The organism is uncultured Bifidobacterium sp., from assembly GCF_949292005.1.
Classification (GTDB): Bacteria; Actinomycetota; Actinomycetes; order Actinomycetales; family Bifidobacteriaceae; genus Bifidobacterium.
In genome coordinates, this window is record NZ_CASEXV010000023.1 from 14,228 (window position 1) to 35,964 (window position 21,737).

Below are 21,737 nucleotides of genomic sequence, written 5' to 3' on the forward strand. Positions count from 1 at the left end.
CGATTATTGCTGGCGGATCCGCTTCCAGCGTCAACTCCGGGAACGTTCTTGACGTTTTAGTACCAATTATGGGTCTTCCACCACGCGCGGGCCGCGGATGGACTACCATACCGCTGCTTGATGTAGTTAAGGCCCCAGGCTATCTGAACCGCGGCGTCGTCGTGCCAGTTCGCACCAAAGGTCGCCATCTTGGACGCGGGAAGGGCCTGAGGGATGCCGTAGGCGCCTGAGGAGCTGTTTTCGGCGTTCCACATCCAACTGGACTCGTGGTTCCAGATCCATACGAGATCGGTCCATTGCGTGCCTGTCCATCCGTATGCCGCCGCGGCACCGGCCGCATACGTCTGGGCCTCTGAGGCGGTGGGATGCCATAGGGCGGCGGATGACCCACCGTTGTCGTCGTTGTCGTTGTCGTTGTCGTCCGAGGATGTCGGGGAAGAGCTTGGCGATGGCGACGAGGTGTTGCTGGTGGACGTGGACGTGGATGGCGACGGCGAAGGTTTGGACGATGTCGACGTGCCGGGCGATCCGTTTGTCGGAGTCGGACTGGTGGTTGAGGTTGAGGTTGAGCTTGAGCTTGACGACGAGGAGGATGTCCCCCCTGTCGTCGGCGACGGGCTCGATGAGCTTGAGCTCGACGATGACGTGTCTTGGGATGATTCCGAGTCTTCGTCGCTCGAGCCGCTGGTTGATTGCGATGAGCTTGAGCTTGAGCTTGATGGGCCCACGGCGATTATCTCGTCCAAAGGCGAGCTGACGACGGTTGAGGACACGAGGGTGCGGCTCTCCTCAACACCATCGGCGTAGGTCACGTCGTAGGTGCGCCGTGTCGTGCCGGTCGCGCCCTTCTGCCGGATCACGGTCTCTCCGGCGGACAGGGACCCGTCGATGACGGTCTGTGTCCCGAACGGAGTCGTGATGATCTCGTTCACGGTGCGGTGCGTGATTCGTTGCACGCGCAGTATCGTGTGCCCGTTCTGCAGCGAAACATTGACCCGGTCGTTCTTGTCAAGGGTCACGCCAGCCGCGTCAAGTATCGAGGCTGCGGGGAGCCTGCCGTTCTGGATGGTCACGGATTTTCCATCGGCGATCACGGTGACTGGCCCATCCTGTTTGATGACCAAACCGCCCGTCAATTGGTTGTATACATTGGCGATGTTTACGGTGACCTTCTCGGCTTGCTTCTCGTTCGCCCGGAAGAAGTTGAGCAGCTGTGTCGTGCTTGTGGCCGTGGTCCAGAAGGGGACGGACTTGCCGTCGATCACGATCGTCGCCTGATAGGCCTTCCTCACGGTGACGACGGTGTCCTCATCGATGTTGCCGCCCGTTGTGGAGGTGACGGAGTCGTGGCTTTTGACGTCGACGTCTTGTTCGTCGAGCAGTCTGTCGACGCTCATCGCGTAGGTCGTGACGGTGCGTGTGTCTCCATTGATGGTGAGTGCCACGGATTTCCGGGCCCCGATCATGAAGGTGACGACACTGGCGAGAACCACCGCGCCAACGCACACAAGAACCCGAACGCGACGTGTGACGATGACATGATGCGGTGTCCAGCGGTGCGCCATCGGCGGCCTCCTTTTGTGTGCCTGTGCTTCCCGTCGTTGATGTCCATCCGCGTGGCATGCCGAAAGATTGCAACGGGCGTGTGCGCGTCATGGGCCAACGGTCTGCATTGTACCGGTTTGTGGAAGTCTGGTTGACGATATGCGGATTCACCGCAAGGGTCCTTCACAATAGGGGGAATCGATCACCGGATGCAGTCCAGAAAAGTTGATGGGAATCGTCCGCCCAACAGCAGGTGGGTCGTCACCGTTGACGACCCATCCCTCAAGTAGTGGGGCGGGAGAGAAGGGGATATTTCCCGCCCCTGAGGCGGAGCGGGTTGGGGGATGCTCCGCCTCATTTGCCAGAAGCCTAAGTTGGGGAAAGGCTTCTGGGCTGCTTACTCGGGGGTAAGTCGGACTTTATGACACAATACACGCATTCCCATGAGCGCGACACTCGCATCGAGAGCCTCCTGTCGGGATCGAACCGACGACCTGCCGCTTACAAGGCGGCCGCTCTGGCCATCTGAGCTAAGGAGGCGATCATCCGTTGCCATCGGACTTTTCGCAGAGAGTAATTCAACCGCTGACGAGTCCAATCGCAAGGGAACGACAGTCCAGCATACCAGCAGTGACGACAAACTCACGATCGTCGTCACCGCGTCGGCGGACTAATCGGAGGTCACATCGACCGGCTCGCCCTTAGAGCCGATGGACGGCATCGTCGACGAGTCGCCAATCTGGGACTCCTTAAGTCCGATGGCCTTGAGAATCCCCTGTTTGAGGCTGAGACCGGCGGATGACACGTCGGTAAGGTTCAGCATCGTGCCGTTTATGGTGACCGTCGGAGTCGACATCGATCCGCTGGATCCCCACAGCTCCTTGCGTGTCGGAGTGTAAGTGTTGACGGCGTCGAGCCATTTCTGATACGTGCGGTTGAACGCCTTGTTCGCAACCGACTTCGGGACTCCCGACTTGATGGCCTCTTTTTTGAGTTTGGCGTCGCTTACGGATTTGTAAGAACTTCCCTCTTCCGGCTGGAAGTCCTCGGCGTAGATGTTGCTGATGTAGGTGAGCAGATGCGCGGGATTGCTGTCGTTATCGGCGATATAAGCGATGGAGTTGGCCGCGCGGCTCGAATAGTCGTCGGTTGAGCTGGAATCCAGGAAGGACATGGGGTGGATGTCCAAGTTGATCTGTCCCGCTTTGAACAGGCTGATCAGCGTGGGGTCGGTCTGTCTGTTGAAGTTTCCGCAGCCAGGGCATAGAGGGTCCATATATATGGAAATCGTGGGTGCCCCCGTGATTTTCTTGCCATATCCGTTTTTGGAGAAGAGAATTCCGCCGTCATCGCTGGCGTTCGTGGGTTTAATCGAGGAGTTTCGCATCGTCAATCGGGCGCTCGAGGTGCTTTGTGTCTGCGTTGTCTGGCTTTTGTGGGTGTTTCTGTACACAACGACACCAACGACAGCAACAAGCGCCACGATGATGATCGTGACGATGATGCCGATGATTGTCTGCTGCCGATGTTCCCGGGCCTGCTGCTCGGCCTGACGCTGTGCGAGCTCACGTTCGGCGGCGCGGCGCGTCGCCTTCGATTTTCGGGGGTTGCTCGGTCGATTGCCCTGAGCCATGCGAAGCCTTTCTGAGGAATGGGTGGAGTCACGGGAGTGCATCTCGCAAACATCCTAATCTATGCGGCAACACGGTTTTTCACGTGCTTCGCAGTTCGCTAAATACCTCCCCGATCTTCTTAGATGCTCGTTGGCGATGTTCGTCTTGTGTGGTGGTGCCACGGGTGGTGTCACGATGTCAAGGGGAACCAGGTGAGTGGATATCCGATGATGAACGGGATGCAGAACATGAATGATGCGATCGTCCATATCACGAGCGATTGCCCTATATTTCGGCTATCGGGGTTCTCGGGGCTTCCGGCGCCCATGCGCGCGCTGCCTGCCAAAGGTGTGCAGACGATGGACAGCCATGCTCCCCCGATGATGATGGCTACCACTAAGCCGGTGATGGAGGGTGTCTGCGCGCTGGGAAGGCTCAGGGTTGTTTCCCACAATCCGAGATGAAGCGTCGACCGCATGCGCGTGATGCGCGGGAAGAGCATGGCGATCGCGAGAAGGATTCCGCTGGTGAGGGAGATGAGCAGAACGAGCAGCAGGGATCGGGCCAGTGCGATGACGGCGTGCCACGGGAGCAGCAGGGCACGGAGCCATGAGTCGGTCCCCCGCCATTGACCGCCGCGCCGCTCGCCGTGACTGGAGCGGAATTCTCGGCTCAAACCGATGGTCGACAGTATCCACAGGGAGAACCCCCCAAGAAGAATCGAGCATACAGGAGCCACCGTGGAGAGAAGCGTCAGAGGAACCGTCGCCGCGAGGACGCGGATTCGACCTGAGCGGGCACGTCGCTTCATCGCGGATTCGGAGAACTTCAGGAATTGTGTGGACGGTACGGGAGCGCCGTCCGTGGCGTCTTCGGGCTGCTCGTCCTTCCCCGACCTCGGAGCGTATTGGGCGGGCGCACCCATTTGGGTCGGAGGGTCGTCGTTCTGCTGATCCTGGGGCAGAGGTGTGGTCCCCGGATCACATTGCAGGGACTTGGTGCGCGGGACATTCGAGTCGCCTATCCACATCGTTCTCGGGTTGTCGATGTCGGGGACGGCTGCTGGTGGCCGTGGATCAAAAGGGGGCATCACCCCCGTCGCTCCGGAATCGGCAGCATTTCCGGCGACGTCATCGGACGTCCCGTTTCCGATGAAGGTTTGAGCGGACCAGAGTGGGTCATCATGGGAATCCAGACGAAGGGCCGCGACGAGTTGATCCGGGGATGGCCTGTTCCCCGGGTGGGGGTCGAGCGCGGCCCTCAAAGCCTTGGCCGTGACGGCGGGAAGCCCGGAGAGGTCGGCGTTTCCAGAGGCCTCACGCTGGAGCACCGCCATCATGGGTGAGGTGCCGAACACCGATTTGGATGTGGCGGCGTACGCCAGAACGGAGGAAAGGGACCACCAATCCGCCGCCTCGTTGGATTCGGCGCCATCAATGATTTCGGGAGCGATGAATCCGGGGGTCCCCATGACCAAGCCCGTCCGTGTGACATGCGCCTGGTTCTCGCTCATGGCTATACCGAAATCGACCAGAACGGGACCCTTGGTTGAGATCATGACGTTTCCCGGTTTGATGTCTCGATGGATGATTCCGGCGGCGTGCACGGCCTTCACCGTATCGGTCAGACGCTCGGCCAGTCTGGCGAGGTCCACGCCCTCATAGGCGCCGTTGAGTCTGACGTCCTCGCGCAGATCATGGCCTTCGATAAGTTCGGTGACGATGAAGGCGACGGCGTCATCCAACTCCATATCCACAATGCGGCATACTCCGGGATGATCGACGCGTTTGAGGGCGAGGGCCTCACGTCTAAGGCGCTCGCGAGCCGTTCCCGCGTCGCCGCCCTGCGCAGGCTGTCCGTCGGACAAGGAGTCGCGCAGAATCTTCATGGCAAATTCCTGGCCCCCACCGTCGCGGACCTTCCAGACCGAGCCCATGGCACCGCCGCCCAGCCGTGAGTCGAGAACATATCCCCCCACGATGTTCCCGGGCTCCAGATCCAAGGCATTGACATCACTCATGGACTCCATCCTAGTGATGTCCCCCTGTGCGATTCCTGCGCGTCCCATGACGCCAGTGGTGATGGTGGGGCCGGGGAAATTCGGCTTTCCCCAGATCATGCGCGTGTCGAGATATGAGGTGGCCGTGTATAGTGAAAGTCGGCTCAATGAGGAGAAACTTCACTGGACCGCAAAAGTGAACACTGAGGCTTGCGGTTTCCCCAATGGTCACCGCAGTTGCGGTATGAAACCCCTTCACTACGGATCGTTCGGCACGTACCTGCCGATGAAAGGATGATTATCATGGCGGAAGTTGTTTTCGAACACGTCACGCGCATCTACCCGGGCAATGACACCCCTTCGGTGGATGATCTCAATCTCGACATCAAGGATGGCGAGTTCCTTGTCCTCGTTGGTCCTTCTGGATGCGGCAAGTCGACGACGCTCCGCATGCTCGCGGGCCTTGAGGAGGTCAACAAGGGACGCATCTACATCGGTGGCAAGGACGTCACCACCATGCAGCCCAAGGACCGTGACATCGCCATGGTCTTCCAGAACTACGCTCTGTATCCGCATATGACCGTCGCGGACAACATGGGCTTCGCGCTGAAGATCGCGGGGAAGCCGAAGGACGAGATTCGCGCCCGTGTTGAGAAGGCCGCTGAGATCCTCGACCTCACTGAGTATCTGGACCGCAAGCCGAAGGCGCTTTCCGGAGGCCAGCGTCAGCGCGTCGCCATGGGCCGTGCAATCGTTCGTCAGCCCAAGGTCTTCCTGATGGATGAACCCCTTTCCAACCTTGATGCGAAGCTCCGCGTCCAGACCCGTACCCAGATCGCGGCACTCCAGCGTCAGCTGGGCGTCACAACCCTGTACGTGACCCACGATCAGACCGAAGCCTTGACCATGGGCGATCGCATTGCCGTCATCAAGCTGGGAATCCTCCAGCAGGTGGGTGCCCCGACCGATCTCTACGATCATCCGGAGAACGTCTTCGTCGCGGGCTTCATTGGCTCGCCGTCGATGAACATCAACACCCATCCCGTCGTGAACGGCAAGGCCAAGATCGGTGAGGACACTCTCGATCTTCCGGCCGATGCGGTCAGCAAGCTCACTCCGGAGGACAAGGGCCAGATCGTGGTCGGCTTCCGTCCCGAGGACGCGGACCTGGCGACGACGCTCGACTCCAACGCCTTCTCCCTGAAGGTCGTGAACGTTGAGGACCTCGGCTCCGACGGCTACATCTACGGAAACATCCTCACCGACGGCTCCGTCGAGGAGAACTCCACCATGATGTCCGATCAGAATAAGTTGACGACGATTCGCGTGAATCCCCGTTCGCTTCCGAAGGTGGGAGACGTCGTCAAGATCAGGATCGACCCCAGCAAGATGCATCTCTTCTCGCCGGCGACCGAGCTGCGTCTGAATTAGTTCAGCGAATATGTACGTGGCGGGCAAACCCCGCCAGAAATCAACGAGGTGGTCTCTTAATTTCTCTCTCCACCTCGTTGGGAAGCCCCGCAGTCTTGCGGGGCTTCCGTGATGTGAAAGGTACATTAGGCGGTATGGACCTGACCGAATCATCCCAGATGGATCCCCGCGCCGTCAACGCGACATCGGTGGAAGCCGACGACTCCGCCGAGACCGATGACGCACAGCTGTTACAGATAACCTCCGCAAGCTCAAATCCCCAGATGTTCATGCTGCCTTGGTCGCTTCCGTTGTCCACATGGCCGCAGGATCTTCTCGTTAACCTGCCTAGGGGAATCTCCCGCCACGTCGTGCGATTCGTGCACGTGGGCGATGACGTGTATGCGATGAAGGAGATCACGCGGAGTGTGGCCGAGCGCGAGTACGAGCTACTCCGTCGTTTGCAGAAACTGGAGCTCCCCACGGTGACGCCGGTCGCGGTGGTCACGGGGCGTCATGACTCTCAGGGTGCTCCGTTGGAGGCGATACTGGTCACGCAGCATCTGAAGTTCTCGCTTCCCTACCGTGCGTTGTTCGCCAGGAACCTGAGGCCTGACACCGCGGAGCGTCTTATCGACGCCTTGGCGGTTCTTATGGTGCGGCTGCATCTCGCAGGATTCTATTGGGGTGACGTGTCCCTGTCGAACGTCCTCTTCCTTCGTGACGCGGATGCTTTCTCCGCTTTTCTTGTGGATGCCGAGACCGGCGATCTTCACGCCACGTTGACGGATGGCCAACGCGAGTACGACATGGATCTGGCGAGGACGAACATCATCGGCGAGTTGATGGATCTTAATTCGGGCGAGCTTCTTCCGAAGGACGTGGATGAGGTTTCGGTCGGGAATCGCCTCGTCGAGCGGTACCACTCCCTCTGGGGCGCCTTAACCGACGTTGAGGACTTCAATCCCGATGAGATGTGGAAGATCGAGAAGCGCATCAATCGACTCAACGATCTGGGATTCGACGTCGACGAGTTGGAGATGAAGACGGCTCCCGACGGGAAGAGGATCCTCGTCCGTCCGCGCGTGGTCGACGCCGGCTATGCGTCGCGCAAACTGCTGAGGCTTACCGGGCTTGACGTTCAGGAGAATCAGGCGAGACGCCTGCTCAACGATTTGGATGCGTACCGCGCCTCGACGTGGCGGGAGGGAGAGGAAATCGAGATCGTTGCAACCGATTGGATGCGCGAGGTCTTCGAGCCAACCGTACATATGATTCCCCGTGAGTACAGGTCTCAGATCGAACCTGCCCAGTTCTTCCACGAGGTCCTCGACCATAGGTGGTTCCTTGCGGAGAAGGCGGGACATGACGTTCCCATGGCCGAGGCAGTGCAGAGCTATATCAAGAATGTTCTTCCGCAGTACAAGCTTGATTCCGAGGTTATGGATGACATCAACGCCGAGGCTGATTCCGGCGTCATCGATGATGACGCCACATACGATCAGGCAGGAAACGATATAGAGAACGACCCTGATGCCGCCGTCTGGTCCCATTGATCCGTTCGCGTCGAGGACCTCGAACCTGTCACTACGGCATAGGGCCTAGCCGGGGGAAGAGCCGCTTCTCCCCGGCTAGCACATCAGTCGCACGTCAGTCGAGCGTCATCAGAGTCCCTGCCGTGCCATGGACACCGCGTAGAGGCTGATTCCCGCGGCTACGGATGCGTTGAGCGATTCGACCATTCCGGATATGGGAATCCCGGCGATCGCGTCGCATGACTCCCTCGCGAGTCGACTGAGACCCTCGCCCTCAGAGCCAAGAACCACGATGAGAGGGTCACCCTCGAAGCCGGTCTCCCCGACTCTAGCCGTTCCGCCGCCGTCAAGACCGACGGCGAAGAAGCCGCGCTCCTTCATCATCGCGATGCTTTTGGTCAGATTGACCACACGGGCCACGGGCATGTGCGCGGCGGCTCCCGCCGACACCTTCCATGCCGCGGCGTTGACCGATGCGGAGCGACGCTCGGGAAGGATGACGCCGCTGGCGTTGAAGGCCGCCGCCGACCGGATGACCGCACCAAGATTATGGGGATCCGTGACGCCGTCAAGGGCGATGAAAAGGGGTTGCGCCATCTTCCGCGCCTTGTCGGAGTCGGCGCGCGACATAGCCGAAGTCTTCGCGAAGGATCTCTCAATCAGGTCCTCCAATGATGCGTACTGGTACGGCTGCACTTTCAACACGACGCCCTGATGGTTGCGCGCCTTGGCGATCCGGTCCATCTCCAGGCGGTCCGCCTCAAGCAGATGCAGGCTATGGAGTCCCGCCAGGCGGACGATCTCGCGAGTTCGATCATCATGCTCGATTCTGGATGCCAGAACGAGCTGAGTGCAGGGAACCCCAGCCTTCAGAGCCTCCAGCACGGCGTTGCGTCCAACAACCAGATCGGCGGCGTCGGATGTGAACTGAGCCGCGCGGCGCCGAGCGGCGTTGCGTGGATCGGCCATGTTCCGGCGCTCGGACGCCTGCTTCGCCTTATGCGCCTTGTGGTACACACGGTCCTCTGCCTTTGGTGTGGGTCCTCGTCCCTTGAGTGCGTTGCGGTGTTTTCCACCCGACCCTTTGGTCGGGCCTTTCTTTGATGCCATAGACACATTGTCCCAGCACCTAAGGATTGAGCCAACCGTGTCGCATCGCTTACCGCGAGGTGACGTGCACAACGCGACAAAGAGATCGGTCGCGAAGAGGTTGATGTGGATGATGTGAGACATGCTGGCTGTTCCGGTGAAATCAGTATCGACGCGATAAAATGGTCTAACGCATTCGCCGGCAGTCGCTGGCGGCGTCCAGATCCGCGCAGTTCATCGGCGTCCGGTTTTCCACCAGGACCTGTCGAGGACTGACTACTTCGCGGCCGACCAAGGAGAACAAACAATGGTTGGTCCCCAGGACAACTCGTTATATTCATCTGAATCATCACGTCGCAATGGCGATGCCGTTTCCCATGCGCCTGATGGGGATCCGTCCCTGATTGGCGTTCCGGAACTGTCCCACGCGCTTCATGTCGACATCTCCCAGGGATTGGATCAGGCCGAGGTGGAGCGTCGGCTTGACAGCTTCGGACGGAATCGGCTGCAGGGAGCGCCCAAGGTTCCGGCTTGGAAGAAGTTCCTTCTGCAGTTCAAAGATCCGTTGGTGTATCTGCTGCTTGTCGCCACAGCCATATCATTGGTGGCGTGGTTCGTCGAGCGGGCGCGTTCCACGTCTGGCGAGAGTCTCCCCTTCGACGCCATCGTGATCGTGCTTATCCTCGTTCTCAACGCCGTGTTGGGCTATGTCCAGGAGGCCCGTGCCGAACAGGCGGTGGATGCGCTGGCGCGCATGACGGCGCCACAGACCTCCGTTCTTCGTGAAGGGAAGGTGGTCCATGTCGACACCACCGAGGTGGTGCCTGGCGACATCCTTGTTCTGGGTGAGGGCGACACCATATCCGCCGATGGACGCATCATCTCGTCGGCCTCGCTGCGTGTAGCCGAGGCCAGTCTGACGGGGGAGTCCGTTCCCGTCTCAAAAAGGTCCGAGACGCTTGCTGAGGCGAAGGCGCTGGGAGATCGGTCGAATATGGTCTTCAATGGCACCGCGGTGACGCAGGGAACTGGTCGTGCGATTGTGACGTCGACGGGTATGCGCACTCAGGTCGGAAGAATCGCCGACATGTTGTCCCAAACTGGCGACGAATCGACGCCATTACAGCGTGAGATGGCCCACGTCTCGAAGATATTGGGCATCGCGGTCTGCATCATCGCCGTCGTCGTTCTCATCGCGCTCGCGGTTATGTCCGGCTTCCACAGTGTTGACGACGTGATCGAATCGCTACTTCTTTCGGTGTCTCTGGCTGTGGCGGCGGTCCCCGAGGGGTTGGCCACCATCCTCACCGTCGTGCTTGCTCTGGGTGTGCAGCGTATGGCCAAGCACCGGGCGATTGTGAAGAAGCTGTCCAGCGTGGAGACACTGGGTTCGGCGTCCGTCATCTGCTCCGACAAAACGGGCACCCTCACCCGCAACGAGATGACGGTCGAACGAGTGGTCACGGCCAGTGGAGAGGTGCAGATTACCGGAACCGGGTATGCCCCACGTGGTCGAATGGTCGACGCGGATGGGTCCGACGACATTCCTGCAAGCGTCAGGGATGAGGTCATCTGCACCTTGGGGGCGGGAATTCTCGCCAACGACGGGGACCTCCGTGAGGGTGACGCCGATGGATCGTGGGAGACGGTGGGTGATCCGACGGAGGTGTCGCTGATCGTCGCGGGCCGCAAGGTCAAGGCCGATCGCAGGTATTCCGGATTCACTCGCGTGGCGGAGATTCCGTTCACGTCCGAACGCAAGCGAATGTCGGTCGTGGCCAGGGACGCCGCCGATGCTGACCGGCTTACGGTCTTCGCGAAGGGCGCTCCGGACGTGCTGCTCACGCACTGTACCCGCATTCGAGTGGCGGGAGCCGTCAGACCATTGACCGAAGGTGACAGGCAGACGATTCTTGCGGATGTGGAACGACTGTCCTCACAGGCGTATCGAACGCTGGGACAGGCCTATCGCCCACTGCAGACGCCGACTTTGGCCGATATACCGGGAATCACGACGAACGCGGCTGGCCAGGTGACCGAGATGGCCGAGCAAAGCGACATCGTGGAATCCGAGTTGATCTGGGCGGGAATGGTCGGCATCATCGATCCGCCACGAACCGAGGTGCGCGACAGCATCGCCGAGGCTCATAGGGCTGGCATCCGCACGGTGATGATCACCGGGGACCATCCTCTGACCGCGTCCCGGATCGCATCCGATCTGGGAATAGTCGATAAGGGCGCGGCCGCTCTCACTGGCGACCAGCTTGATGCATTCACCAATGAGGAGGATCTCGATAAGGCCACGGCCAGTGTCTCGGTGTATGCGCGAGTCGCTCCGGAGCACAAGTTGACGATCGTCAATTCCCTTCAACGGCAGGGGAACATCGTCGCCATGACCGGAGACGGCGTGAATGACGCGCCGGCGGTGAAATCCGCGGATATCGGTGTGGCAATGGGAATCACCGGGACGGAGGTCACCAAGGAGTCCGCCTCCATGATCCTGGCTGATGATAATTTCTCCACAATCGTCGCCGCGGTGCGTGAGGGTAGGGGGATTTTTGACAACATCAGGAAATTCCTTCGCTATCTGCTCAGCTCCAACATGGGCGAGGTGTTCACGGTGTTCGGTGGCGTCGTCTTCGCTGGATTCCTGGGCATAACTCAACCGGGTTCCCAGTCGGTCACCGTGCCGTTGCTGGCGACACAGCTGCTGTGGATCAACCTCCTCACGGACGCGGCCCCGGCGCTCGCCATGGGTGTTGACCCGTCCACGGAGGACGTGATGGGACGTCGTCCCCGGACTCTCGGTGAGCGGGTGGTGAATCGCGAGATGTGGGGGGATGTGATTTACATCGGAATCATTATGGCCGCCGTCACTCTCATGGGGATGGACATGCACCTCGCCGGTGGTCTGTTCACCGATCGTTCCGTGGGAGGCAGCCACGAGTTTCAGATGGTGGAGGCGAGAACGATGGGCTTCACGATTCTGGTGTTTGCCCAGATGTTTAACGCGCTCGCATCACGATCCCATCTGCGCAGTGCGTTCTCGGGCTTCTTCTCCAACCACATGCTGTGGGGGGCCATCGCGGTGTCGGTGGCCTTGCAGCTGGTCGTTATCTACGTTCCGTTCCTCAACACGGCCTTCGGAACCACGCCGTTGGGACCGCTGGCATGGGCCGAATGCGTGGCGTTGGCCGCGTTCGTTCTTGTCGCCTCGGAACTGCGCAAGGTCGTTCTTCGGGCACGCGATCGGAAGGTGGCCGCCTGACGATTCAGACAGGATTCGGCACCGCCATCACCGTCATGGGTGGTGCCGAATCCATCCCTAATCGTCGATGCGCGCCCGGTAGAAATTCACATATGAGCGTGACGGTGTGGGACCTCGCTGTCCCTGATAGTGTGAGCCGGTTCCCATGGAGCCGTAAGGATGCTCGGATGCGGAGCTGAGCCTGAAGAAGCACATCTGCCCGATTTTCATGCCGGGCCACAATTTGACGGGAAGCGTGCTGACATTGGACAGTTCAAGCGTGATGTGCCCCTGGAATCCCGGGTCGATGAACCCCGCTGTCGAATGGGTAAGAATTCCCAGTCGTCCCAAGGAGCTTTTGCCCTCCAGCCTGGCGGCGATCGTCGCGTCCAGTTCGACGCGTTCCCACGTCGAGGCGAGGGCAAACTCACCCGGATGCAATATCCATGGCTCGTCGGGGGCGACCTCGAACTGCTCCGTGAGGGCACCCTGGTTCTCCGCGGGATCCACGTAGGTGTATGCGTGGTTGTTGAACAGACGGAAGTACCGGTCCAGCCGCACGTCGATGGACGCGGGTTGAACCATGTCGGGGCTCCAAGGGTCGAGCGTGATGTGGCCGTCTGCCTGGGCGGCGAGAATATCGCGATCGGACAGAAGCATTATGTTCTCCTTGATGGTCTGACTGCATCCCGCTAGAGGCGGTCGCATATGACCGCTCTGCCAGTCTAGCCGCTTTCCGGCGCGGGAAGGATGTTGCGCGATACAGTGGGACCTATGTCGCAGCGTTCCGATTCCCTTCCCGGTCGTGTCTCCTCCGTGGTCCCTGGCGTTTTTGGCGAGAGGCTCGAGGTTCGGCATGAGCTATGGTCCCGTGGGCATGGGTCGTCCGCTCCGGGCCGGCCTCTTATCGTCTGCCTGCATGGATGGGGGTCGAACGAGGCGGACATCGCCGACATCATGCGTTATATAGCGCCCTTCAACGATTACGTGTCCCTGCGGGCTCCTTTGGTCCTTGAGGAGGGCGGGTCGTCATCGTCCGGTCTTCCGATCGGAGCATACTCATGGTTTCATGATTGTGTTCCCACAGGCGAGGATCTGGATCGTGACGCTTATGCCGCCGCAGTGGCCATAGACCGCTGGGTGAAAGGGAATATTCCCGCGGACCGTGACGTCGTTCCACTGGGATTTTCCCAGGGGGGTCTTCTCGCGGTTCACCTTCTACGGGTGAACGCGGCGCGCTATCGGGCCGCGATATCCCTGTCGGGTTTTCTCGCGCCCGGCGTGGTTGATGGGAGCGCCCCTGAGGACGATGAGCTTCCCGAGCGCGAGACGCCGGTCTTTTTCGGGTATGGCCTGGCGGACACTGTTATTCCGCGGTATGAGATCCAGGCCATGTCGGCATGGCTGGACGAGCATACATGGCTCACGTCGCACGGATATCCGCGTCTTGATCATTCCGTGAGCCTTGAGGAGTTCGCGGATATCAGACAGTGGCTTATGCTCAATGACATCTCGTCAGGCGTGATATGACGCGACGTGACGGCAAAGGCTGGGAGCAGCCGCTTGCGCCGGGTCACAATTCGGACTCGGCATCGACCTGCATGACGTAGACATTCCTCCGTAGCTGTCGCATCTGAGTGCGGTTGATTCTCCCGCTTTCATACATGTCTTGGATGATGCCCAGCTCGATCGCGTAGCTGTCGCGTTTGGCCTCCTCGGTCTGCATGATCGCATCGGCGCTGTCCGAGACATTCGGACGGTTGCGCAGCGAGGCTTCGGCGCGGCGGTAGTCGAGGATGAGCGTCGAGCAATGCTCGGTTCTGTAGGTGTTGCGCCCCATCTCCTCGTAGAGCCGGTCGATCACGTATTCCATGGCGTCGATCTGTATGGACCGCATGGCCGCATAGACTCGGTTCTCGCTCATCAAAGGGGTCGTGCGAAGGATTATCCCGCCTCCGCGACGCGCCAGAATCGTCAGCCGGCGTTGAAGGGCTCTGAATCTGCCGCGGATCTGTGAGACTGTGCCACGTGTGGGAACGGCTGATGAGGTATGGCGCAGCGTGTTCATGAGAAGGTCGAGTATGCGCTCGCAGGCTTCGACCTGCAGGTCGGGCGAGATGGAGTCGTCGGCGATGCCGAAGGCCTTGGTTCTTTCAAGACGTTGTTTGACGTAATCCTTTTCCCAGTGCAGAGCCTCGATCTGAAGCAGTTCGAGGTCCTGGGGATCCGATGCTCCCAAACGTTGCTTGAGGCGGGTGATCCGCTTGGTGTACGAGTCGATGACGTGCAGGACGGACCGTCTGTTCTCGGGGGAGACTCGTCCCGTCAGCTCCTCCACGGTCCTGCGCAGGACATCAATGGTGATCCGGGTCATTTCCGTGGAGGCCACGGCGCGGTTCGGCGCAAGCAGGGGAAGAAGGAAATTGGCCAGCACAAGCGTGACGATGATAACTCCGGATGCGATGAAGATCAGCTCATCACGCATGGGGAAGGCGTCGCCGGTGCTCACTGTGTAGGGGATGGTGAACATCAGTGAGAGGGTGATCGTTCCTTTGGCGCCGCCCACGGTCATCACCATTGCGGACCGCCAGCGTGATGGCGTCATCCGTCTGCGACGTCTGGTCTTTGCGTCCTTCGTCATTCTCAGCATTCCCGCCACCCACAGGAACCGCATGCCGATCACGACGACGGACGTGAGGGCGATGATGCCGAGAAGGAGGGCGTTGCTCACCCCTGGATTGTCCCAGCTGGCGCTCATGGCGTCGGGCAGCTGCATGCCCAGGAGGATGAACACGGCGCCGTTAAGACTGAACGACAGCACGGACCACACGCTGTCCGCGACGATGTTCGTTCTTGAGACGTTTGGTCCGATGCCGGTTCGATCGAACCGCACCGTCAGGCCCGCCGCGACGACCGCGAGCACTCCTGAGACATGCGCGAGATCCTGCGCTCCGAGATACACCAGGAAGGGGAGAAAAAGCTCCATGAGTATGCGTGTCGTGGTGGTTTCCCAGCCCAAGGACCGAGAGGTTTCGAATATCCAGTTCGCGGCCAATCCGACGGCTATGCCGATCAGCGTTCCTCCCACGAACGACGTGAGGAATTGCTCGGCGGCGTGGTGGACGGAGAGAGTCCCGGTGACCGCCGCCAGAATGGAGAACTGGAATCCGATGATCCCCGATGCGTCGTTGAATAGCGATTCGCCCTCAAGCGTTCCTCGTTGGCGTGATGATAGAGAGGCCTCGTGCCCCAATGACGACACTGCGACCGCATCCGTGGGTCCCAACGCCGCGCCAAGCGCGAAGGCTCCCGCCATGGGAACGGCGGACCACACGGCGTTGACCGACAGTCCGACCGCGACCATGGTGGCCAGCGCCAGTCCGACCGCAAGGGATAGGGATGGGCCGAGCGTGTTGAGCAATGCCGTTTTGTCTATTCGATGCGCTTCGAGGTACAGCAGTGGCGCGATGAACAGCAGCATGAAAAGCTCAGGTTCCAGATCCGCCTGGGGAAAGACCGGAAGAAGCGTCGCCAGCGCGCCGATGCCGATCTGCACCAGCGGAGTCGATACCCGCGGGATGAATCTGCTGATGAAGGACGAGAGCACGACAGAGCCGACGATGCATAGGATCAGCGTCAGAACGTTCACGGGTCTCTCTCCCTGCCGGTGTGCGTGACTGACATTTTACGGGTCTGATGTGTCCCGTGCGCGCCTCATGGCGAAATCGCTCACAATCCGGTAAGGAGATGTGGTCGCCGTCGCCGCGGCCACGATAGAGTGGTCTGACATGAGGTATGAGGACGCCATGTCGGAAGCGCTGCAGCTCGCGGGTCAGGCGGCTCGGGCTGGGGATGTGCCCGTGGGCGCGGTTGTTCTTGATTCGAGTGGCGTCTGTATTGGCCGGGGGCGTAATCGACGTGAGCAGGGCGATCCAATGGCCCACGCGGAAGTCGATGCCATCCGCCAAGCGGTTGTTCACCTCAAATCGTCCGCCGGGTCTTCTCGGCGCGAGAGTCCTTGGAACCTGTCCGGATGCACTCTTGTGGTGACTCTGGAACCATGCCCCATGTGCGCGGGCGCCGTGGTTCAGGCGCATATCGATCGTGTGGTTTTCGGTGCCTGGGACGAGGGGATGGGGGCGTGCGGCTCGGTGTGGGATATTCCACGCGACCCGCATGTGGGGCATCGTGCGGAAGTGATCGGGGGAGTCTGCGAGGGGGAATGCGCGTCCATCCTCCGCCGGTTTTTCGCCGATGGGAGGCGCTGATGTGCCCGGATCGGCCGTGCCGCTGATTCTCTGGGGAAAACTGATTTCAATTCGGCTTTACGCAAGAGTCTATTGCCGAAAATCGAATCTGCTATAGATTTGAAGAGGAAAAGGCAGCGCTGGAATGGCCTGCCAGACTTGTCGCTCGCATCCTATGGTGCGTTCGGGCGCCATTCCTGTGACGTACGGAGGTATCGGTGTCTCGACTGATTATCGTATCCAACAGACTTCCCGTCTCGCTTGACGGCGACGGTGCGAAAGGCTTCTCCCTGAGGCAGAACGTCGGCGGGCTGGCGACGGCCATCGGCCCCTACCACAAGGCGCATCGAGATTGCCTCTGGGTGGGATGGAGCGGGGTCGATCTCGACGATTATGACGCGGATCAGGTCCAGGCCATTCGGGACGCGTATGCACAGAGACGTTGCATCCCCCTGTTTCTGACGCCGGAGGAGGTGTCCGGATATTACGCGGGCTTTTCCAATGACACCTTGTGGCCGTTGTTCCACGATTTTTCCCATGAGGCCATATTCGATCCATCAACGTGGGAGACGTATCAACGCGTCAATCAACTGTTCGCCAAGGCGTTGGAGCCGCTCATCCACGACGGTGATGTGGTCTGGATACAGGACTATCACCTTATGCTTCTGCCGCAGATGCTCCGCGATCGGTTTCCGAAGCTCCCCATAGGTTGGTTCCTTCACGTGCCTTTCCCCAGTCCGGAGATATACCGTTCACTGCCTTGGAGCCGTGAGATTCTCGAGGGTGTTCTGGGAGCCGATCTCGTCGGTTTTCATACGGTGGACTATGCGAGGAACTTTGTGTCCTCCGTTCAACTGCTGCTTGACATATCGTGCGACGACGAGGGCCATGTCCCGATGCCGGGGGGCCGGAGCGCAACCGTTGACGCCTTTCCCATCGGCATCGACTACGAGCTATACAAACGTACGTCACGTTCCAACCTCGCGAAAGCCATGAGGATGGGCATTGAGGAAGTCAGTGGCAAGAAGCCGGGGCGACGGTACGCGACATCCCTCACGGCCGAAAGCAATGCCGTTGCGGAAGCCATCACCAAGGAGGGGACCTGGTGGAGCCACTATGCGCATGAGGAGCTTCCCGAACTCACGCTCGCGCGTTCGGCCGTTGCGGAGAACAAGCCCAACAAGGTCGTCGTATCCGTTGACCGTCTTGATTACACCAAAGGTCTTCCGGAACGGCTCAAGGCATTCGGACGTCTTCTTGAGAAGTATCCCGAATGGACTGGGCATGTGACCTATTACCTTCTGGCGACGCCATCCCGGGAGAACGTCGACACATATAGGCATCTCAAAGAGCAGGTGGACCAGCTTGTTGGCCAGATCAATGGACGTTACTCCCTGCTGTCCTGGACCCCCATTCACTACATAACGCGATCGCTTCCCATAAAGCCGGTCTGTGGGATCTATGCCGCAGGGGATGTGGCCTTGGTCACGCCGTTGCGTGACGGCATGAATCTTGTTGCCAAGGAGTATCTCGCCTGCCATGACGGACGGGATGGCGCTCTGGTCCTGTCGGATATGTGCGGTGCGGCCAATGAACTGACAGAGGCCTTCATCGTGAACCCCTATGACACCGAGGCGTTGTGCGAGGCGCTGCATTCGGCCCTGGAGATTTCCCCCGAGGAGTCGAAGCGGCGCAACATCGCCATGCAGTCTCGGATCAGGGTCCGCACAGCGGCGCAATGGTCGGCCGATTTTCTCGACGCGCTTGCGCAGGTGACGAGCGTGGGGCTTTCCGATCGTCGTCTGCGGATGTCTCAGTGCAACGAGTTGCTCGCGCAGTGGGACAAGGCGGAGAGAAAACTCGTTCTTTGTGATTATGACGGGACCCTCACTCCCCTTGTCCGTTCTCCCGAACGCGCTCGGCCCACGCGTGGGCTCCTGGGACTTCTGAGGCGTCTGGGAGGTGAGCCCGGTGTGGATCTTGCCATTGTGTCTGGTCGTGACCGTTCGACCATGGACGAATGGTTCCATGGCCTGCCGGTCGGTCTCATCGCGGAGCATGGAGCGTGGAGCAGCGACCCCGCAGACGACTCGTTGCCGCGAAAGTGGCGTCGTTCCGCGCAGCTGCCGGATTCTGGCGGGTGGATGCCCATCATCCGTTCCGCGATGCTCAGGGCAGTCGAACGAGTTCCGCGCTCGTTCATCGAAACCAAATCGGATGCGCTGGCGTGGCATTATCGCCAGAGCGATCAGCGCCTCGCAGCGAAGGTGAAGGTCGATCTTCTCAGCGAGTTGAGACAGCGGTGTGGTGGTCTGGGCCTGATGACGATGGAGAATTCCAAAGTCGTCGAGGTCTGTCCCGTTTCCGTGAGCAAAGGCAACGCCGTTTCCCCCCGAATTATGCAGGGTGATTATGGCGTGGTCATCATCGTGGGCGATGATACGACCGATGAGACCATGTTCGCCGTTGCTCCGGATGACGCTTGGACCATCAAAATCGGCGAGGGACAGACAAACGCGCGATATCGCCTGACGGGTCCCGCCGCGTTGCGCCGGCTTCTCAGTTGTCTTACCGCTGAGTCCCAGGCGTCGCGAATCATGGACGGTGATGGGATTGACGGGAAGCCTGCGGCCGCGTGACCGAGCGTGCTGATTCCATTGGCAGCCAGCTGGTGGACCCCGTGGCCGCGCTCGGGGACCAGTCGGCTTAGAATGAATCGCTATGGATCAGACGGATGTCCTTCGCTCGCTTAGACGAGATCATGCCATGGAATTGCGCCGCGCCGCGGAGCGCCTAAAAGGAACGGCCCGCCGGACGCCCATCATCGCGTCGAAGCCGTTGTCGGACCTTACCGGGCACGATGTCCGTCTTAAGCCGGAGAACCTTCAGGTGACGGGATCGTTCAAGATTCGCGGCGCCTACAACAAGATCGCCTCCCTCTCCGACGAGGAGATCTCCCGTGGCATTGTCACGGCGTCGGCGGGTAACCACGCGCAGGGTGTGGCCTATGCCGCGAGGGAGCGTGGCGCGTCGGCGACCATCGTCATGCCGCAGATCACACCCCCACTGAAGGTGGACGCCACCAAGGCGTATGGGGCCGATGTGGTTCTCCACGGAGATGTGTTCGACGAGTCGGCGGAGTACGCGGATCGGCTCAGCGCGGAGCAGGGGATGATCTTTGTCCCGCCGTTCGACGACTACGAGGTCATCTGCGGCCAGGGAACCTTAGGGCTTGAGATTCTTGAGGATGTCCCGGACGTTACCGATGTTGTTGTGCCTTTGGGCGGGGGTGGGCTTGGCGCGGGTGTCGCGCTCGCCATCAAGACCTTCCGCCCGGAGGTCCGGGTTATTGGGGCGATACCTGAGGGGTCGCCGGCCTATCGCCAGTCTTTCGCGGCTGGACATGTGGTTGCCGCCGACCATGTCCTCACCTCTGCGGAGGGTGTTGCGGTCAAGCGTCCAGGAGACCTGCCCTTTGCGCTGCTCAACGAATTTCTCGATGATCTTGTGACGGTTACGGAGCGCGACATCAATGAGATGATTCTTCTCATGCTCGAGAAGCACAAACTTGTGGTCGAGGGAGCCGGCGCCGTCTCTCTGGCCGCCTTGGAACATCTCGATCTGCAGTCGCGCGTTTTCGCGTCGGCCGAGGGCCCCCACGTGGTTGTCCCCATCCTGTCGGGTGGCAACATCGACACTGTCACCATCGGTGCCGTCATCCAGAAGGGCATGATTGCGCGAGGACGAATCATGAACTTCGAGGTGGAGCTCCCCGATGTTCCGGGGCAGCTCGTCAAGGTGGCCACTTTGCTCGCGCGAGAGCGGGTCAATGTCATCGCACTGGATCATGACCAGTTCAAGGCGTCGGGACATTTCATGAACGGGGTCTCGTTGGGCGTCACCGTTGAGACGAACGGCCCGGACCATATCGAGCGAGTTCTTCAGGCATTGCGTGAGGCGGGGCTCGATCCCAAACGCGTGTACTGAGCCGCGACTCTGGTTCTTCTAGCTCTTAGCCCAGTGACTTGTGTTCATAAAGCCGTTGGGCATCTGTGGGTTCTGGGGTCGGATCAGGGCCGGGAGCCGTCCGGCCGTCCCTCCCCATTGGCCGCGATGGTCTCATCCACCAAGCGCGGCAGCGCGACGGCTATGTCATCACGAATGATGCGTGTGGCGAGTCGGTCGTACTGTGTTCTTCCCATGTTCATGATCGTGATCGGCACGTTAGCCTGAGCTGCGATTGGCACCAGCGAAGCCGCGGGAAAAACCTCGAGTGTCGAGCCGACAACCCAGAGCTCGTCCGCTCTGGCGATCTTCTGCATGCTGCGCTCCATGGCGCCGTCAGGCAAAGCCTCGCCGAAATAGACCACGTCCGTTTTGATCAGCCCGTTGCATACCTGACCTGCTTTGTATGGAAGGTTCCGATGGCAATGCGGATCGGGCTCCGCATCCAGACGGTTCATGATGTCCGCAGTATCGTATGCGGCGTGGCAGCGCATGCAGTGCGATGTGCCGATCGTGCCGTGTAGATTGACGATCACGCCGGGAGAGTTGCCGGCTTTCTCGTGGAGTCCATCAAAGTTTTGAGTGGCCAATAGTGAGAGAAGACCGGCTTGCTCCAAACGGGCGAGGGCGTAGTGCGCGTCGCCAGGATGCGCGTTCCACACAGGGGACTCCTTCTGCCAACGCCATGAGTAGCGGCGGGCCTCCTCATCCGTAAGGAATTTGTCGATATCATAGACGCTCATCTGATCGGGATGTTTGGTCCATACGCCGTCTGGTCCCCGAAAATCGGGTATGCCTGCGGAGGTGGAGATTCCTGCTCCTGTAAGAACCGCAATTTTTTTCGCCATAACTATCAGGAATAGCACAGACAGGTAGCTGGCGGGTGGCTGGATTCGCACGTTTCTCGGGTGTGGTGGGTGTGTCGCGACACGCCGTGCGGGGCGCGTGCTTCCGGGGTTCGGGCGGGGTCCGTGGGGGCGTGGGTTTGCGTGGGGCGCGTGGCGCGTGTAAGTTAATCCCTTGCTGCCCGATGGCGGCGGCCGGTCC

14 protein-coding genes and 1 tRNA gene are annotated in these 21,737 nt (G+C 60.2%); 7 read left to right on the plus strand and 8 right to left on the minus strand.

What is annotated here, in order from left to right; all coding sequences use genetic code 11:
• Nucleotides 1–56: 56 nt before the first annotated feature.
• The 4 genes from Q1X90_RS00930 to Q1X90_RS00945 all read right to left on the minus strand — a co-directional run bounded on the left by Q1X90_RS00930 (nucleotide 57) and on the right by Q1X90_RS00945 (nucleotide 5,178).
• A complete protein-coding gene (locus Q1X90_RS00930; protein WP_300765785.1) occupies nucleotides 57–1,565 on the minus strand; it encodes a G5 domain-containing protein in 1,509 nt (502 codons plus the stop codon).
• 446 nt (nucleotides 1,566–2,011) lie between these two features.
• Nucleotides 2,012–2,085, minus strand: a tRNA-Thr gene (locus Q1X90_RS00935).
• 130 nt (nucleotides 2,086–2,215) lie between these two features.
• Nucleotides 2,216–3,178 carry a thioredoxin domain-containing protein gene (locus Q1X90_RS00940; protein WP_300765786.1) on the minus strand — a complete coding sequence of 321 codons (963 nt, stop codon included), beginning with the start codon at nucleotides 3,176–3,178 and terminating at the stop codon, nucleotides 2,216–2,218.
• Between the two features lie 170 nt (nucleotides 3,179–3,348).
• Nucleotides 3,349–5,178: a serine/threonine-protein kinase gene (locus tag Q1X90_RS00945; protein ID WP_300765787.1), complete on the minus strand. Its 1,830-nt coding sequence runs from the start codon at nucleotides 5,176–5,178 to the stop codon at nucleotides 3,349–3,351.
• Nucleotides 5,179–5,460: 282 nt separating this feature from the next.
• On the opposite strand from Q1X90_RS00945, the gene ugpC reads away from it, so the two are divergent.
• Together ugpC and Q1X90_RS00955 are read left to right on the plus strand one after the other, a co-directional pair.
• Nucleotides 5,461–6,588, plus strand: a complete 1,128-nt coding sequence (ugpC, locus tag Q1X90_RS00950) for a sn-glycerol-3-phosphate ABC transporter ATP-binding protein UgpC (RefSeq protein ID WP_300765788.1) — start codon at nucleotides 5,461–5,463, stop codon at nucleotides 6,586–6,588.
• Nucleotides 6,589–6,722: 134 nt separating this feature from the next.
• Nucleotides 6,723–8,123: a DUF4032 domain-containing protein gene (locus tag Q1X90_RS00955; protein ID WP_300765789.1), complete on the plus strand. Its 1,401-nt coding sequence runs from the start codon at nucleotides 6,723–6,725 to the stop codon at nucleotides 8,121–8,123.
• A 108-nt stretch (nucleotides 8,124–8,231) separates the two neighbouring features.
• On the opposite strand, the gene rlmB is transcribed toward Q1X90_RS00955, so the two are convergent.
• The gene (rlmB, locus tag Q1X90_RS00960; RefSeq protein WP_300765790.1) at nucleotides 8,232–9,212 is read right to left on the minus strand and encodes a 23S rRNA (guanosine(2251)-2'-O)-methyltransferase RlmB; all 981 of its coding nucleotides are present in this window, start codon (nucleotides 9,210–9,212) and stop codon (nucleotides 8,232–8,234) included.
• 286 nt (nucleotides 9,213–9,498) lie between these two features.
• Between rlmB and Q1X90_RS00965 the strand changes: the two genes are divergently transcribed.
• The gene (locus Q1X90_RS00965; protein WP_300765791.1) at nucleotides 9,499–12,459 is read left to right on the plus strand and encodes a cation-translocating P-type ATPase; all 2,961 of its coding nucleotides are present in this window, start codon (nucleotides 9,499–9,501) and stop codon (nucleotides 12,457–12,459) included.
• 57 nt (nucleotides 12,460–12,516) lie between these two features.
• Here Q1X90_RS00965 and dcd read toward each other — a convergent pair whose 3' ends face one another.
• Nucleotides 12,517–13,098 carry a dCTP deaminase gene (dcd, locus tag Q1X90_RS00970; protein ID WP_300765792.1) on the minus strand — a complete coding sequence of 194 codons (582 nt, stop codon included), beginning with the start codon at nucleotides 13,096–13,098 and terminating at the stop codon, nucleotides 12,517–12,519.
• Between the two features lie 114 nt (nucleotides 13,099–13,212).
• On the opposite strand from dcd, the gene Q1X90_RS00975 reads away from it, so the two are divergent.
• Nucleotides 13,213–13,968, plus strand: coding sequence for an alpha/beta hydrolase-fold protein (locus Q1X90_RS00975; RefSeq protein ID WP_300765793.1), 756 nt, complete (start codon nucleotides 13,213–13,215; stop codon nucleotides 13,966–13,968).
• 43 nt (nucleotides 13,969–14,011) lie between these two features.
• Here Q1X90_RS00975 and Q1X90_RS00980 read toward each other — a convergent pair whose 3' ends face one another.
• Nucleotides 14,012–16,087 carry a sodium:proton antiporter gene (locus Q1X90_RS00980; RefSeq protein WP_300765794.1) on the minus strand — a complete coding sequence of 692 codons (2,076 nt, stop codon included), beginning with the start codon at nucleotides 16,085–16,087 and terminating at the stop codon, nucleotides 14,012–14,014.
• Nucleotides 16,088–16,226: 139 nt separating this feature from the next.
• Here Q1X90_RS00980 and Q1X90_RS00985 point away from each other — a divergent pair, with 139 nt between their 5' ends.
• From Q1X90_RS00985 to ilvA, 3 genes are all read left to right on the plus strand, one after another.
• Nucleotides 16,227–16,706 carry a nucleoside deaminase gene (locus Q1X90_RS00985; protein WP_300765795.1) on the plus strand — a complete coding sequence of 160 codons (480 nt, stop codon included), beginning with the start codon at nucleotides 16,227–16,229 and terminating at the stop codon, nucleotides 16,704–16,706.
• A 197-nt stretch (nucleotides 16,707–16,903) separates the two neighbouring features.
• Nucleotides 16,904–19,324 carry a trehalose-phosphatase gene (otsB, locus tag Q1X90_RS00990; RefSeq protein WP_300765796.1) on the plus strand — a complete coding sequence of 807 codons (2,421 nt, stop codon included), beginning with the start codon at nucleotides 16,904–16,906 and terminating at the stop codon, nucleotides 19,322–19,324.
• 82 nt (nucleotides 19,325–19,406) lie between these two features.
• Entirely contained in the window at nucleotides 19,407–20,672 is a 1,266-nt protein-coding gene (gene ilvA / locus Q1X90_RS00995; protein WP_300765797.1) for a threonine ammonia-lyase, read from the plus strand.
• 83 nt (nucleotides 20,673–20,755) lie between these two features.
• On the opposite strand, the gene Q1X90_RS01000 is transcribed toward ilvA, so the two are convergent.
• Nucleotides 20,756–21,538: a Sir2 family NAD-dependent protein deacetylase gene (locus Q1X90_RS01000; RefSeq protein ID WP_300765798.1), complete on the minus strand. Its 783-nt coding sequence runs from the start codon at nucleotides 21,536–21,538 to the stop codon at nucleotides 20,756–20,758.
• Nucleotides 21,539–21,737: the final 199 nt, after the last annotated feature.

Excerpts from the sequence above, each read along its gene's own strand:
- Q1X90_RS00930 (WP_300765785.1), bottom strand. The coding sequence starts at position 1,565 with ATGGCGCACCGCTGGACACCGCATCATGTCATCGTCACACGTCGCGTT.
- Q1X90_RS00940 (WP_300765786.1), bottom strand. The coding sequence starts at position 3,178 with ATGGCTCAGGGCAATCGACCGAGCAACCCCCGAAAATCGAAGGCGACG.
- Q1X90_RS00945 (WP_300765787.1), bottom strand. The coding sequence starts at position 5,178 with ATGAGTGATGTCAATGCCTTGGATCTGGAGCCCGGGAACATCGTGGGG.
- ugpC (WP_300765788.1), top strand. The coding sequence starts at position 5,461 with ATGGCGGAAGTTGTTTTCGAACACGTCACGCGCATCTACCCGGGCAAT.
- Q1X90_RS00955 (WP_300765789.1), top strand. The coding sequence starts at position 6,723 with ATGGACCTGACCGAATCATCCCAGATGGATCCCCGCGCCGTCAACGCG.
- rlmB (WP_300765790.1), bottom strand. The coding sequence starts at position 9,212 with ATGGCATCAAAGAAAGGCCCGACCAAAGGGTCGGGTGGAAAACACCGC.
- Q1X90_RS00965 (WP_300765791.1), top strand. The coding sequence starts at position 9,499 with ATGGTTGGTCCCCAGGACAACTCGTTATATTCATCTGAATCATCACGT.
- dcd (WP_300765792.1), bottom strand. The coding sequence starts at position 13,098 with ATGCTTCTGTCCGATCGCGATATTCTCGCCGCCCAGGCAGACGGCCAC.
- Q1X90_RS00975 (WP_300765793.1), top strand. The coding sequence starts at position 13,213 with ATGTCGCAGCGTTCCGATTCCCTTCCCGGTCGTGTCTCCTCCGTGGTC.
- Q1X90_RS00985 (WP_300765795.1), top strand. The coding sequence starts at position 16,227 with ATGAGGTATGAGGACGCCATGTCGGAAGCGCTGCAGCTCGCGGGTCAG.
- ilvA (WP_300765797.1), top strand. The coding sequence starts at position 19,407 with ATGGATCAGACGGATGTCCTTCGCTCGCTTAGACGAGATCATGCCATG.
- Q1X90_RS01000 (WP_300765798.1), bottom strand. The coding sequence starts at position 21,538 with ATGGCGAAAAAAATTGCGGTTCTTACAGGAGCAGGAATCTCCACCTCC.